The organism is Archangium lipolyticum (assembly GCF_024623785.1).
GTDB lineage: Bacteria > Myxococcota > Myxococcia > Myxococcales > Myxococcaceae > Archangium > Archangium lipolyticum.
Genome location: NZ_JANKBZ010000009.1, coordinates 76,279 through 89,592 on the forward strand (window position 1 = coordinate 76,279; position 13,314 = coordinate 89,592).

Genomic DNA, 13,314 nt, shown 5'->3' on the forward strand with positions numbered 1-13,314 from the left:
GATGGCTGGGGCCCGCTGTGTATCTCAGGTCTCCAACAGGACGAAATCCACCACGCTGCGCCACAGGCGCTCGAAATGGAGCCGCCGGAAGCCGGAGCCCGAGATGAGCCAGTCCACGTGCGGCGGCCGGTGCGCCGGTTGGTCGAAGTGGCCGATGGCATCCAGGTGGTCCGCCCGTACCGCCGCCAGCACCCGCCCGTACACCTGCGAGCGCGTGGGCACGATGCCGTCACACGCCTGCGGGCCCGGCAGCGCCCCATACGCCTCCACCAGCGCCGCCGTCTGCGCCGGGGTGTGCAGGGGAATCGCCGTGAGGGGCATGTTCTGCGTGCGCCCGTAGAGGAAGGAGTACACGGTGTGTGTGAGCTGGGCGTATGGATCCAACCCCGCGCTCAGCCGCGTGCGCAGCGAGGGCGGCCGCGCCTGGGTGATGACGGAGCCATAGCGCACCCCCGGCCGGTCCTGCGTACCCGCGTTGAACAGGTCGATCCCCTCGGGCGTGAGCTGGGGCACGAGCGAGGCATCGTTGCCCACGTCTCCCAGGAAGCGCACCAGCTCCTCCCGGCGCTCGGCGGAGAAGTCCCCCAGCAGCTGCTCGAAGAGCTGGTCCAGCAGCGTGGGCCGGAATCCGAGCTGCTCGTCCCAGCGCGTCAGCAGGCTGCCCAGCCGGAAGGCCACCGTCAGCGGCAGACGGCCGAAGCGCAGCACGTACACGGTGAAGAGCGACAGCAGTTGCAGCAGCCTCTGCCCGAAGAGCCCCAGGAAGAAGGACGCCAGTGGCGTGCCCGCGTGCGGCGTGGACACCGTCACCACCGTCCTCACCCGGCGTGCGAAGAACTCCACTTCCAGTCCCTCGCCCAGCGAGGCACTCGGGCTGACGAAGAGCCGCGAGTCCAGCCCTCCCGTGGAGTGGCCGATGAGGTGGATGGGGCCGTCGTCGTCCTTCGCGCTGCTGGCCTCGATGGCCTTGTAGAGATCCGCCGCCCGGGTGCGGATGGAGCCGGTCGGGTGCGAGAGCACCTGGACCACCTCCACCTCCACGCCGCGGCGGGCCATCTCCGCCACGAAGTAGTCGCGCACGTGCCCGAAGTAGAGCAGCTCTCCCAGGTTGGCGAAGCCGAAGAAGCCGGGGACCAGATAGATGTGGTGCTTCGTCGCCATCCTCCCAACCTTCCGGGGTCCTGGCCTTCAACTCAAGTCCGACGTGCGTTCACCGTGCGTTCCGGGCTGTCCGGGTTGACGCCACGTCCCTCCCACGTCACAACGCGGGCTCCCCCTCACCCCAAGGACGCTTGCCCGTGCAACGCCTGCTCGCTCTCGGCTTCCTCCTGGCCCTCCCCGCCGCCGCGGAGGAGGGAATGTGGACATATGACGCGTTTCCAGCCACCGCCGTGAAGGCCAGCCATGGGTTCGAGCCCTCGCGCGAGTGGTTGGACCATGTGCGGCTGTCCTCCGTGCGGCTGGCTGGCGGGTGCTCGGCCAGCTTCGTGTCGCCGGATGGCCTGGTGATGACCAACCACCACTGCATCCGCTCGTGCGTGGAGGACCTGTCCTCCCCGAAGCGGGACTACCTCGCCACCGGCTTCTACGCGAAGGAGCCGAAGGACGAGCTGCGCTGCCCCAAGGTGGAGGCCAACCAGCTCGTGGAGATGACGGACGTCTCCGCGCGGCTCCAGGGCGCCACCCAGGGGTTGAGCGGCGCGGCCTTCAACACCGCCCTCAAGGCGGAGATGTCGAAGCTCGAGAGCGAGTGCGCCACCGGGCCGGAGCTGCGCTGCGACGTGGTGACGCTCTTCAACGGCGGCAAGTACCACCTCTACAAGTACCGCCGCTTCCAGGACGTGCGGCTGGCCTTCGCCCCCGAGTTCTCCATGGCCGCCTTCGGCGGGGACCCGGACAACTTCAACTTCCCGCGTTTCGGCTTCGACGCCGCCTTCATCCGCGTGTGGGACGCCAACGGCCAGCCCTTGAAGACGGAGCATTTCCTGTCGTGGGCGAAGGAGGGCGCCAGGGAGGGCGACCTCGTCTTCGTCTCCGGCCACCCGGGCGGCACCGAGCGTCAGAGCACCGTGGCGGAGCTGGAGTTCCAGCGTGACGTGGCGCTGCCCTACACGCTCCTGCACCTCTCGGAGATGCGGGGCATGCTGCGCGAGTACGCCTCGGCCTCGCCGGAGCGCTGGCGCACCACGCGCGCGAAGCTGCGCTCGGTGGAGAACGGCTTGAAGGCCCTGCGTGGCCGGCATCAGGCCCTGGCCGAGCCCTCGCTGCTCGCGGACAAGCGCAAGGCCGAGGCGGACCTGCGCTCGAAGGTGGAGGCGGACCCGAAGCTGAAGGCCTCCACCTCGGGCGCCTGGGACGCCATCTCCCGCGCGCTCGACGTCTACCGGCCCCTGCTGGCCGAGTACAAGCTGAAGGAGGGTGGGGATGGCTTCCCGTCCGAGCTGTTCAGCCTCGCGCGGCAGCTGGTGCGCGCGGCGGACGAGCTACCCAAGCCCAACGCGGAGCGGCTGCGCGAGTACACCGATGGCCAGCTCCCGGCCCTGCGTCAGGGGCTGCTGCGCGAGGCCCCCATCACCCCGGAGCTCGAGGTGGTCACGCTCACCTTCGGCTTCAACAAGCTGCGCGAGACGCTGGGCGCCGATGACCCCTTCGTGCGTGAGGTGCTCGGACGCGAGGCCCCCGAGGACCTGGCTCGCGCGCTGGTGAAGGGCACGAAGCTCTTCGACGTGAGGGTGCGCCAGCGTCTGCTCGAGGGGGGGAGGGCCGCGGTGGAGGCGTCGAAGGATCCGATGATCCTCCTGGCTCGCCGGGTGGATGCGCGGGCGCGCGAGGTGCGCAAGCGCTACGAGGACTCGGTGGAGTCGGTGCTGAAGAAGAACGGCGAGCTGCTCGCGCGGGCCCGGCTGGCCGCCTACGGCACCACGGGCTATCCGGACGCCACCTTCACCCTGCGCCTCAGCTACGGCGTGGTGAAGGGCTGGGAGGAGAATGGCCGCACCGTGGGCGCGCTGACGACGTTCGCCGGGGCCTATGCGCGGCACACGGGCAAGGAGCCCTTCCGGCTGCCGGACTCGTGGCTGAAGGCCCAGGGCAAGGTGCCCGGTGAGACGCCGCTCGACATGGCCACCACCCACGACATCATCGGCGGCAACTCGGGCTCGCCCATGGTGGACCGCGAGGGCCGTGTGGTCGGGCTCATCTTCGATGGCAACCTGCCGTCACTCGGGGGCCGGTACGCGTACGTGCCGGAGACGAACCGCGCGGTGGCGGTGCACGGCGAGGGCCTGCTGCGGGCCCTCGAGCACATCTACGGCGCCCAACGGTTGGTGAAGGAGATTCGGGCCAACCAGCGCTGAGCCTTCCTCCCCCGTCCCTCTCCCTCCGGGAGAGGGGAGGTGGGGAGCTCAGGCGGCCACCGTGCCTCCGAGCTTCATCACCCGGCCGGAGATGGCCGTCGGGTTGAGGATGTTGTCGAACATCGGGCTGCTCTTCTCCGCCGCCTTGCGGATCTCCTCCAGCGTGGCGGCGTCCGCCTCCGTGTCCACCTCCACGGTGTACTGCAGCTCCAAGAAGCCAGGACGCACCTGCGGATCCAGGTTGAGGTAGCCGCGCAAATCAAAGGGCGCGCTCACCTTGATGCGCAGGTCCCGGTAGTCCAGGCCACGCATCCGCGCCTGTGTCACCCAGCCAATCGTCAGGCACGTGCCCAGCGACGCCAGCAGCAGCTCCATCGGATCGATGTGCTGATCCTTCCCTCCGAGCGCCGTGGGCTCATCCGTCTCCAGCGTGAAGGAGCGCGCCCGCGTCACCGCCTGGGCGCCATCGCGCCACTCCGTCACCGTCTCGAAGCGGCCCTTGCCGGCCTCCGGGTTGGCGGCCACGTGCGTCTTCGTGGCCTGCATGGTGGCGATGTCCAGCGTGCAGCAGCTTCCCGGGGTCTTCATTCCTGGCTCCGTCGTTCGAGTGCGAAGGAGCCCGACGCTAGGGCGGTGCCGTCCGGAGCCGCAAGATGGCCTCCCGTCCCATCACCGCGCGCGGCGGCCCGGCCCCGGCCCCGCCCAGGCCCAGTACAGGAGGGTTCCCAGTACGCCGGCCCATGGCACGAAGGGCACTCCGGCGAGCACTCCCTCCATGCACAGGTGGATGCGGCACTCGGGCCTCTCCAGCGTGGAGCACGCTCCGAGCAGCAGCGGCACGTGGCTGGCGATGTAGCCCGCGCCCAGTCCGCGCAGCACGTCCCCTCGCACCCACCGGCGCGTCATGACCCGCCACGCCGTGGGCAGCAGCACGAGCGCGGCGAGCGCCGTGAGCGCCAGCTTCGCGTGCCGCGTCTCGGTGGCCACGTACAGCACGCCCAGCGTCAGCAGCAGGGGCGGCCAGAGCGGCGCGTGTTCGTCCTGGGGCTCGGACATGGGCGGATTCGCTCTCAACAGTAACAGGGCGACACTCGCACCACGTCCGCTGTCACCTCGCCGACGTCTCCCTACTCCGGAGCCCTTCCGGACATTGTGCGTTGCGTTACGGGTGGGTTACTTATCGATGTCAATAGGTGGGATTCAGGCGCGGATGTGGGCGCCTCGTCCCGACCGGGCGGTAGGTGCCCGGGTTTTTTCTCGCTGGCCCGGCTGGGGGGCGCGGGCAGAACAAGCGAGTGTCGGTGGGGTAACATTCGCTTTCTGTCTGGTTGGGGGGGAAGGAGACGCGTTGATGATGGCGGACGTACCGCAACCGGAACCCAGGAAGGTGGCGGCCATCATGTTCACGGACATGGTGGAGCTCAGCCCCGAAGCCCGGCGGGACGAGGCGCTCAACCTCGAACTGCGCGAGGAGCATGGACGGCTCGTGCGTGGCCTGTTGTCCGGGCACGGAGGTCGCGAGATCAAACAGATGGAGGACGGCTTCCTCGTCGAGTTCGACGAGGCGCTGCCCGCGGTTTCATGTGCGCTGGAGCTTCAGTCGGCGTTGTGTGCGCGCAACGAGTGTGTGCCGCACGAGCGCCGGGTGGAGTTGCGCATCGGCATCCACCTGGGCTCGGTGGTGCACCGGGACGGAGACGTCTTCGGCGAGGGCGTCAACCTGGCCGCCCGGCTGGAGGCGCTCGCCCGGCCCGGCAGCCTCTACGTCAGTGAGTCCGTGGTGCGGCAGGTGGAGCGCCAGGTGCTGGCTCCCGTGGTGCGCCTCGGCCGAAGTGATTTGAAGAACATCCGCCTGCCGGTGTCCGTCTACCGCATCGATCCTCCCGTGCTCCGGCGGACCCGCCGCGGCTCGTGGATTTCGCGTCTGCGCGGCCTGTTGCCGGGACGGCGCCGCGTGCGGAGCTGAGCCTTCCCTCGCGGACCGGGGGCGCTAAGGTGCGCCCCCATGAAAGAGCTCACCCTCGTCGTCGCCTCGAAGAACTACTCCTCCTGGTCGCTGCGGCCCTACCTCGCGCTCGCCCACACCGGGCAGCCCTTCCGCGAGGTGGTGGTGCAGCTCGGCCAGGCGGACACCGCCGCGCAGATCGCGAAGTACTCGCCCAGTGGCCGCGTGCCCGCGCTGCTGCACGGCGAGCTCGTCATCTGGGACTCGCTGGCCATCTGTGAATACCTGGCCGAGCTCTTCCCCCAGGCGCGCTTGTGGCCCCAGGACGCCGCGGCCCGCGCCATGGCCCGCGCCGTCACCGCGGAGATGCACTCGGGCTTCGCCAACCTGCGCAACCACATGACGATGAACCTCCGCGCCCGCAAGCCCGGTGCGGGCCGCGCTCCCGGCGTCGCCGAGGACATCGCCCGCATCACCTCGTTGTGGAAGGAGTGCCGCGCGCGTCATGGGCAGGGGGGGCCCTTCCTCTTCGGCGCCTTCTCCATCGCGGACGCCTTCTACGCGCCCGTCGTCACGCGCTTCGTCACCTATGGCGTGGAGTTGGAGCCGGTGTGCGCCGCCTACCGCGACGCGGTGCTCGCCCTGCCGGCCCTGAAGGCCTGGACGGAGGCCGCCCGCAGCGAGCCGCCCGTGGCGCGCTACGAGCAGTAGCGCCCTACAACCCGAGCGCCTTCAGCTGCGCGTCGAAGGTCTCGGCGGTGGTGAAGAGGTGGCCGCGGAGGCCCAGCGCGTTGGCGGCCTGGACGAACTCGGGCAGGTCGTCGAAGAAGGCCGCCTCCTGGGGGGCGCACCCGGCCAGGCGCAGCGCCTCCTTGTAGATGCCGGGCTCCGGCTTCACCGAGCCCACCTCGCAGCTGAGCACCAGCGCGTCGAAGCGCTCCAGCACCGGCAGCTTCGGCCGCAGGAAGGCCGCGTGCAGCACGTTGGTGTTGGACAGCAGCAACAGCTTCACCCGCCCCACCAGCCCCTCCACCCGCGGCAGCACCGCCTCGTGGATGGTGAAGTGGCTGCTCCACAGGGCGTTGAACTCCTCCGCGGGCAGGTCCACTCCCAGCGAGCCGCACACGTCGCGCCGGATGCCCTCGGCGCCCAGCAGCCCGCGGTTGGCCGCCGTCCAGCCGAGGCCCTCGGCCAGCCGGCGCTCCGCTTCCGCCGGCGACAGGCCCGCTCTCGCACCCAGCCGGCGGAAGAGCAGCCCGTTGTCGTGGAAGACGAGCACGTTGCCGAGGTCGAGGATGACGGCACGGGGCGGTGTGGTCATGGGTTCCCCTTATACCCGATAGCTGCGCGCCACCTTCTGCATCTGCTCGGCGACGTCGCGCAGCGCCTGGGTGACGCGCTGAGAGGCCTGCAGCCCCACCATGGTGTCGTGCATCATGGTGGAGAGGTCCGTCATCGCGGTGAAGATCTGCGCGATGCCGGCGTTCTGCTGGCTCACCGCGCTGGCGATCTGCCTCACCGCGTTCATGTTGTCCTGCACGATGGTGCTCAGCGCCTGGATGCTCTCGCCGCTGCTGCGCGCCTTCATCAGGCCCTGCTCCATGCGCTGCTGGCCCTGCTCGCTCAGCTCCACCGTCTTGATGATGGACTGGGTGATGTCCTCGAGCAGCGTGCCCACCTCGGCGGTGGAGTGGATGGACTGGTTGGCCAGGGTGCGGATCTCCTTGGCCACGATGGCGAAGCCCTTGCCGTGCTCGCCCGAGCGCACCGCCTCGATGGCGGCGTTGAGCGCCAGCATGTTGGAGCGGTCCGCCAGGCCCTTCACCGTCTGGGTGATGCCGCCAATGCGCTGGGCGCGCTCGTTGAGCCGGCCGATCTGCGCGGCCATCTCGTTCACCTGGTCCTGCATCCCCTGGAAGCCGGTCATGCTCTCCGAGAGCGCGCTGGCGCCGCCCTGGCCCAGCTCCTCGGCCTTCGTGGCCACCTGGAGCACCGCGGTCGCGCGCTCCGAGGCGATCAGGGACGTCTGTTTGATCTCCTGCGCCGTCACCTGCGTCTCCTGCAGGGCCGCGGCCTGACGGGTGATGTTGTTCTCCTGCTGCTCGGCGGCGCGCGTCAGCTCGGCCACGGTGTCGGTGAGCACCTGGGTGCCGCGCTGCAGGCTCTGCGCCGTCTCCTTCAGGTTGTCCACCATCTGCACGAAGGAGCGCGCCAGCTCGCCCACCTCGTCATCCCCGTGCGCCTCCAGCTTCTGGGTGAGGTCTCCCTCCCGCACGATGTGGCGCACCGACTGGTTGAGCCGGGTAATGGGCAGGGCAACGCCGCGCGCCAGCAGGAAGGCGCACAGCGCGACCACCACCACCGTGGTCAGCACCATGCCCAGCACGGCGAGGCTCAGCTTGTTGACCGAGGCGTAGACATCCTCCGGATCCGACAGCGCCACGAAGCGCCAGCCATCCCCCACGTCCGGAATCTCCGGCCCGTTGATGGCCTCGACGGCCACGGGATGGGCCATGCGCTCGGCGCCCTGGCCGCGTGAGTCGAAGAGCAGCTCGTCCGCCTGGGTGCGCACCTCGAGGGAGAAGCTGTCGTTCTCACGCGCGCGGGCGCGGAGCATGGCGGCCTTCACCACCTCGCCCACCTGGCCCCAGTCATACGCCGCCAGCAGCACGCCCAGCCGCCGCCCGCCGCGCGACTCCATCACGGGCGCCGCCAGGTGCAGCACCTGCATGCCGAAGACCGGATCCTCCTGGGTGAGCAGCGCGCTGGTGAAGCGCCCCTCCAGGGCCGCCTTGAACCAGGGCGAGCTCCGCACCGCCTCCTCCTGGCCCACGAAGGAATCCTTCAGCGGCTCCGTGCTGGCGGAGACGGCCCGGCCGTCCTCGGTGAAGAGCACCAGTCCGGTGAAGGTGGTGTAGCGCAACTGCAGCCGCGACAGCACCGCATCGCTCTGCCGGTAGCTGCCCGTGAGCAGCGCCTCGCGCAGCAGCGTGTCCTCGGCCCAGCTGCGCACGCTCGTCTCGCGCTCCGCCAGCGAGGCTTCCACCAGGTCCTTCAGACCCTCGGCCTCGATGCGGAGCATCTCGTGCACCTGCTCCTGCATCATCCTCTGGGTGGCGTTCGAGCCCAGCAGCGAGGACGCCAACAGGGGAACCACGGCCAGGAGGGTGACGTACAACGTCAGCCGGCCACGCAGCTTCAGGGTGCCGATCAGGGGAAGTCTCATGAATTCGTACGTCCGCGCGGTGGGCTCGCTGGAGACCCCAGTGCCCTCCAACCGGTTTCCATTCCACCTGTACCACGGAGCGCGTCCGATAGGAGGAGCCCCTCCCGGGTACGTCCAGGTGGGTGTGGTGGTTACTTCGCGCGGACGGCGCCCGGAGCGGGTGAGGAGGCCCCGGACGCCGCGTCTGCCCGTGTGCCTACCTAGGAGAGCGGAATGCGCTCGGGCAGCTCCCGTTCTGGCACGTTCACGTAGTCGGCGCGCATGTCCAGCATCAGCCGCTGGTGGACGCGGCGGCTGATCATCTTCCGCAGCCGGCCGAGGAACTCGGGGGGAGCGGCGATGACCAGGCGGTCATACGCATGGTCGTTCAGCCCCCGCTCCAGCCGCTGGGCGAGCTCACGTGCGAAGCGCTCGTGCTCCAGTTGCTGGCGCGCATCGGGTTCGTTCTCCGGCTGGGGCTTGTGAAGCGTGCCGGCGTTGGGGTTGTCGAATTGGCCCATCAGCTCCCGGGAGGGCATCCGGCTCTCCTCGTGCTGGAACTCCTCGCGCAGGTCCCACCGCTCCGCCCGCTCGTCCGTCGCGAAGAGTTTGGCCCGGCTCGAGTTGGCCACCAGAATCCACAGCGCGTCCGCCATCGTTCATCCTCCTGGCCTTGAGGTGCGGACCCCCACCGTCCCCGGCAAGCTTCCTTCCCCCGGAGGGCTCGTGCTGGAGCCCCAGGCGGGCGGGCGCCGGGATACCTTCCCTGGAGCCGGGGGCCTGGCGTATGCCCGGGTTGCATCCGGGGATGCACTCCGGATGGGAGGCCGAGACGATGCGCGAGATGGGTGAAGCGGCGGCCAGCTGGCTGGTGGGCAGGCTGGGGGAGATGGAAGAGGCGCTCGCCGCGCTGGTGGAGGTCAACTCCTGGACGAACAACGTGGAGGGCGGCCGCAAGGTCGGCGCCCTGCTGCGCGAGCAGCTCGCCCTGCCGGGGCTCGGGGCCGAGGTGGTGCCCAGCACGCGGTTCGCCGACCACCTGGTGTTCCGCTCGAAGGGGAAGGCGGGGCTGAAGCCGGTGGCGCTGGTGGGCCACCTGGACACCGTATTCCCCCCGGGCAAATTCGAGGGCTACCGGCAGGACGGGGCGCTGCGGCGCGGCCCCGGCGTGCTGGACATGAAGGGCGGCCTCGTCGTCATCACCTGGGCGCTCAAGGCGCTCGCGGCGTCGGGCGGGCTGGAGTCGCTGCCCCCGCTGCGGCTGGTGGTGGTGTCGGACGAGGAGGTGGGCTCGCCCGAGGGCGCGGACGTCATCCGCAAGGCCATCGAGGGCGCGGATGCCTGTCTCGTCTTCGAGTCCGGCCGGGCCGGGGACGCCATCATCACCCGGCGCAAGGGCACCGGCATGGCCACGGCGGTGGCGCACGGCAAGGCGGCCCACGCGGGCAACAACCACCAGGATGGGGCCAATGCCCTCTGGGCCCTCGCCCGCTTCGTGGACCGGGTGCAGCAGCTCACGGACTACCCGCGTGGCATCACCATCAACGTGGGCAAGGTGACGGGGGGCCAGGGGAAGAACACGGTGCCGGACCACGCCGTGGCCGAGGTGGACCTGCGCTTCTGCACCCGCGCGGACGGCGAGGAGCTGGTGCGGCGCTTCCGCCAGGCGGCGGAGGAGGCGGCATCCGGCGTTCCTGGCACCCGCATCGAGGTGGAAGGGGGCGTGGCCCGCGAGCCCCTGGAGCGCACCGAGGCCTCCGCGGCGCTGATGGCGGCGTATGGCTCCTGCGCCCATGTCTCCGGGTTGGGCCACGGCGAGGCGGCCCTGGTGGGGGGCGGCTCGGATGCCAGCACCTCGTCCGCCATGGGGATTCCGTCCATCGACGGGCTCGGTCCTCGCGGCAAGGGCTTCCACACGGTGGATGAGTTCATCGAGGTGGACACGCTCATCCCCAAGGCCCAGGCCCTGGCTCGCTACCTCGCCTCGCGGGCGGGATGAGCGTCTGACACACCGGGCGCGCACCTCGTGTGTGTGCGCCCTTGTGCCACATGACCCGGGTCCAACGCGAGGGGTGCTCCGCAGCGGGCTCTGTTCAAGGTACAACATGGGGTCATGCGTACCCCCGTCGTGTATGTGGCCGGAATGCTGGCGCTCGCGCTCGCCGCTGGCCCCGCCAGGGCCCAGGAAGGCCTCGGGCTGGATCTCTCCAGCGATTCGAACGCCCAGAAACCCAACGAGCAGCAGGACTCCGAGGACGCCTCGCTGGACACGGGCAACCTGGGCCTGGACCTGAGCGGGAACACCTCTGGAGTGGACCTGCGCTCGCGCTTCGCGTTCCTGGGTGTGGACACGCCGGATCGCGCCGGTGCCGCGGCGTTGAAGCGGTGGCTGGGCTGGTTGCAGCCCGTGGCGTTCCGCTCCGGTGTGTCGAGGGCCGCCGACGTGGGCGAGTCCCGCGGCCAGCTCGGGGCGGACTACGACTCCGCGCTGCGCTGCGGGGAGGCCTCGTGCTTCGGGCCGGCCGCCGAGACGCTCGACGCGGACCTGCTCACCACAGCGCGCCTGGCGCAGGAGGACGGGACGTGGACGCTGCGCATGTGGACGTATGACCGGGACCGGGGCGCGGTGGAGATGGACGTGGTGACGGGCCGCAAGGCGAACGACAGCAACTTCATCCGCGAGGCCGGCAACGTGCTGTCGAAGCGGCTGACGGGGCTGGCCCGGCAGCGCGCCCTGTTGAAGGTGTCCAGCAACGTGCCGCAGGCGGTGGTGCGCGTGGGCGAGCGCATGCTGGGCGTGGGCAAGGTGGAGGCGAGGCTGCCGCCCGGCGAGGTGCAGCTCATCGTGGAGGCCGACGACTACAGCACCTATACGAAGACGCTGACGCTCGCTCCGGGCGCGACGGAGGAGGTGCAGGTGCGGCTGGAGCTCAACGGCCCCTCGCCGGATGGGCCGCCGTCGGACGCGGTGGCGGTGGTGAAGAAGTCGAGCAAGAAGTCCTCGGGGGGACCCTCCGTCTTCAGCCGGCCCGCGCTCTACACCACGGTGGTGGGACTGGCGGCGGTGGGCGCGGGCGTGGCGCTCGGGATGAAGGCCCGCGACGCCGCCGCCAAGGGCGTGGACGGGCAGGGCGTGCAGAACCTCACCCGCGGTGAGTACCTGGCCGCCCGGCAGCAGTCGATGCTCTCCTCGGTGCTCATGGCGGGCGGCGGCGCGGTGGCCGGCGGCAGCCTGCTGTGGCTCATCATCGTTCCGGCGCGCTCCGAGCCGTCCTCCTCGTCGCTGGCCCCCGTGGCCACCGGGGCGGGCAAGGGAAGCACGGACCTCCACCTCGTCATTGGCGGGAGCTTCTGAACATGAAGTCCTTCTCTTCTCTCCTCTGCTGTCTCCTGCTCGCGGTGTCCGCCGCGGGCTGTTGGGTGCCGGAGCTGCCGGACGACACCGTCTTCAGCTGCGACACGAACGCCGACTGCGCCGAGGAGGGCGTGGTGTGCATGCCTCGCGCGGGCCTGCGCGGCTTCTGCTGCAGGGCCGACACGGAGGTGTGCAACGGCGTCGATGACAACTGCAACGGCGTGAAGGACGACCTGTCCGGCGAGCCCTGCTACACCGGCCCCGAGGGGACGTTGGGCAAGGGCGCGTGCGAGGCCGGCAAGCCCGCCTGCGGCGCCAATGGCCAGGTCATCTGCACGGGCGAGGTCAAGCCCACCTCCGAGCTGTGCAACGGCAAGGACGACGACTGCGACGGCGTGCCGGACGAGGAGGAGTTCGACCTGCTGACCGACATGGCCAACTGCGGCGAATGCGGCAAGGCCTGCAACGCCGTGTCCGAGACGTGCGCCAGCGGGGCCTGCCAACGGCGCTCGGAGCTGGATTGCGGCAACGGCGTCGATGATGACGGGGACGGCAACAAGGACTGCGCGGACCTGCTCGACTGCGACAAGAAGTCGTGTGGCGCCGCCTGCACCTGCGTCAACGGCAGGCCCGGCGAGGGCGCGTGCGGCGACGGCCAGGACAACGACAAGGATGGCGATATCGACTGTGTCGATTTCGACTGCCTGAATCAGTCGTGCGGCACCGGCTGCGTGTGCTCGTCGAGCTACATCAAGACCGAAACCGACTGCGGTGACGGCCAGGACAACGACAAGGACGGCAAGATCGACTGCGCGGACACCGTCGACTGCGGCAGCCAGTCGTGCGGTACCAACTGCCAATGCCAGGGCGGCAGGGCGGTCGAGACCTCGTGCAGTGACGGCCAGGACAACGACAAGGACGGCAAGGCCGACTGCGCGGACACCGTCGACTGCCCGGAGTTCACGAACCGTGGCAATGGCACCATGTGCGCGGGTGGCAATGCGGTGGAGGTCGCCTGCTCGGACAAGGCCGACAACGACGGCAATGGCGCCACCGATTGCACCTCCGGAAAGGTGGATGCCAACTGCAACAATGGTGTCTGCGGCGCGGGCTGCTCCTTCGTGAGCTGCACCAAGAAGGAGACCGTCTGCAACGACAACCTGGACAACGACGGAGACACCGGGGTCGATTGCGCGGATTCGGTGGATTGCCCCACCAACGCGGTCTGCCGCAGGCCGAACGGAACCGCGGGCAAGTGCCTGGCCAACAAGACGTGCGGCTGAGGATGTGCGGCTGAGGTCCACCCGGTAGCAGTTCCTCCTCCGGGTGGGCCTCTTCCCAGTTCTCGATAACCGCGAGTGGAAGACAGTCTCCGCTCGCGGGCAGAAGGGTCGTCACCCTGGCGACATTTTGAGCCCGATGGGTTGCCGGGGGCTGAGAGGATGGAAAGGTT

General features: G+C 69.8%; 12 protein-coding genes. 6 read left to right on the plus strand and 6 right to left on the minus strand.

The features are described 5' to 3' along the window. Positions 1-24: 24 nt before the first annotated feature. Positions 25-1,161, minus strand: a complete 1,137-nt coding sequence (locus tag NR810_RS20685) for an esterase/lipase family protein (RefSeq protein ID WP_257454797.1) — start codon at positions 1,159-1,161, stop codon at positions 25-27. 197 nt (positions 1,162-1,358) lie between these two features. Here NR810_RS20685 and NR810_RS20690 point away from each other — a divergent pair, with 197 nt between their 5' ends. Next, complete coding sequence (locus NR810_RS20690; RefSeq protein WP_257455168.1) at positions 1,359-3,356, plus strand: S46 family peptidase; 1,998 nt, start codon at positions 1,359-1,361, stop codon at positions 3,354-3,356. Between the two features lie 48 nt (positions 3,357-3,404). Here the strand turns inward: NR810_RS20690 and NR810_RS20695 are convergent, their stop codons facing one another. Both NR810_RS20695 and NR810_RS20700 read right to left on the minus strand, forming a co-directional pair. Then, positions 3,405-3,944 carry an OsmC family protein gene (locus tag NR810_RS20695; RefSeq protein ID WP_257454800.1) on the minus strand — a complete coding sequence of 180 codons (540 nt, stop codon included), beginning with the start codon at positions 3,942-3,944 and terminating at the stop codon, positions 3,405-3,407. Between the two features lie 81 nt (positions 3,945-4,025). Next, complete coding sequence (locus NR810_RS20700) at positions 4,026-4,412, minus strand: hypothetical protein (protein ID WP_257454802.1); 387 nt, start codon at positions 4,410-4,412, stop codon at positions 4,026-4,028. Positions 4,413-4,707: 295 nt separating this feature from the next. Between NR810_RS20700 and NR810_RS20705 the strand changes: the two genes are divergently transcribed. Beyond that, positions 4,708-5,322, plus strand: a complete 615-nt coding sequence (locus NR810_RS20705; RefSeq protein ID WP_257454803.1) for an adenylate/guanylate cyclase domain-containing protein — start codon at positions 4,708-4,710, stop codon at positions 5,320-5,322. Between the two features lie 39 nt (positions 5,323-5,361). Further along, positions 5,362-6,012: a glutathione S-transferase family protein gene (locus NR810_RS20710; protein WP_257454806.1), complete on the plus strand. Its 651-nt coding sequence runs from the start codon at positions 5,362-5,364 to the stop codon at positions 6,010-6,012. 4 nt (positions 6,013-6,016) lie between these two features. Here the strand turns inward: NR810_RS20710 and NR810_RS20715 are convergent, their stop codons facing one another. The 3 genes from NR810_RS20715 to NR810_RS20725 all read right to left on the minus strand — a co-directional run bounded on the left by NR810_RS20715 (position 6,017) and on the right by NR810_RS20725 (position 9,162). Continuing rightward, positions 6,017-6,622, minus strand: a complete 606-nt coding sequence (locus NR810_RS20715) for an HAD family hydrolase (protein WP_257454808.1) — start codon at positions 6,620-6,622, stop codon at positions 6,017-6,019. Between the two features lie 9 nt (positions 6,623-6,631). Then, positions 6,632-8,527, minus strand: a complete 1,896-nt coding sequence (locus NR810_RS20720) for a methyl-accepting chemotaxis protein (protein ID WP_257454809.1) — start codon at positions 8,525-8,527, stop codon at positions 6,632-6,634. 200 nt (positions 8,528-8,727) lie between these two features. Beyond that, on the minus strand, positions 8,728-9,162 hold the full coding sequence (locus NR810_RS20725; RefSeq protein ID WP_257454810.1) for a host attachment protein: 435 nt from the start codon (positions 9,160-9,162) through the stop codon (positions 8,728-8,730). A gap of 131 nt (positions 9,163-9,293) precedes the next feature. Here NR810_RS20725 and NR810_RS20730 point away from each other — a divergent pair, with 131 nt between their 5' ends. The 3 genes from NR810_RS20730 to NR810_RS20740 all read left to right on the plus strand — a co-directional run bounded on the left by NR810_RS20730 (position 9,294) and on the right by NR810_RS20740 (position 13,144). Next, on the plus strand, positions 9,294-10,505 hold the full coding sequence (locus tag NR810_RS20730) for a M20 family metallopeptidase (protein ID WP_306818355.1): 1,212 nt from the start codon (positions 9,294-9,296) through the stop codon (positions 10,503-10,505). A 114-nt stretch (positions 10,506-10,619) separates the two neighbouring features. Beyond that, positions 10,620-11,861 (plus strand): PEGA domain-containing protein, encoded by a 1,242-nt coding sequence (locus NR810_RS20735; protein WP_257454812.1) that lies wholly within the window; start codon positions 10,620-10,622, stop codon positions 11,859-11,861. A 2-nt stretch (positions 11,862-11,863) separates the two neighbouring features. Beyond that, positions 11,864-13,144: a MopE-related protein gene (locus NR810_RS20740; protein ID WP_257454813.1), complete on the plus strand. Its 1,281-nt coding sequence runs from the start codon at positions 11,864-11,866 to the stop codon at positions 13,142-13,144. The last annotated feature ends 170 nt before the right edge of the window (positions 13,145-13,314 follow it).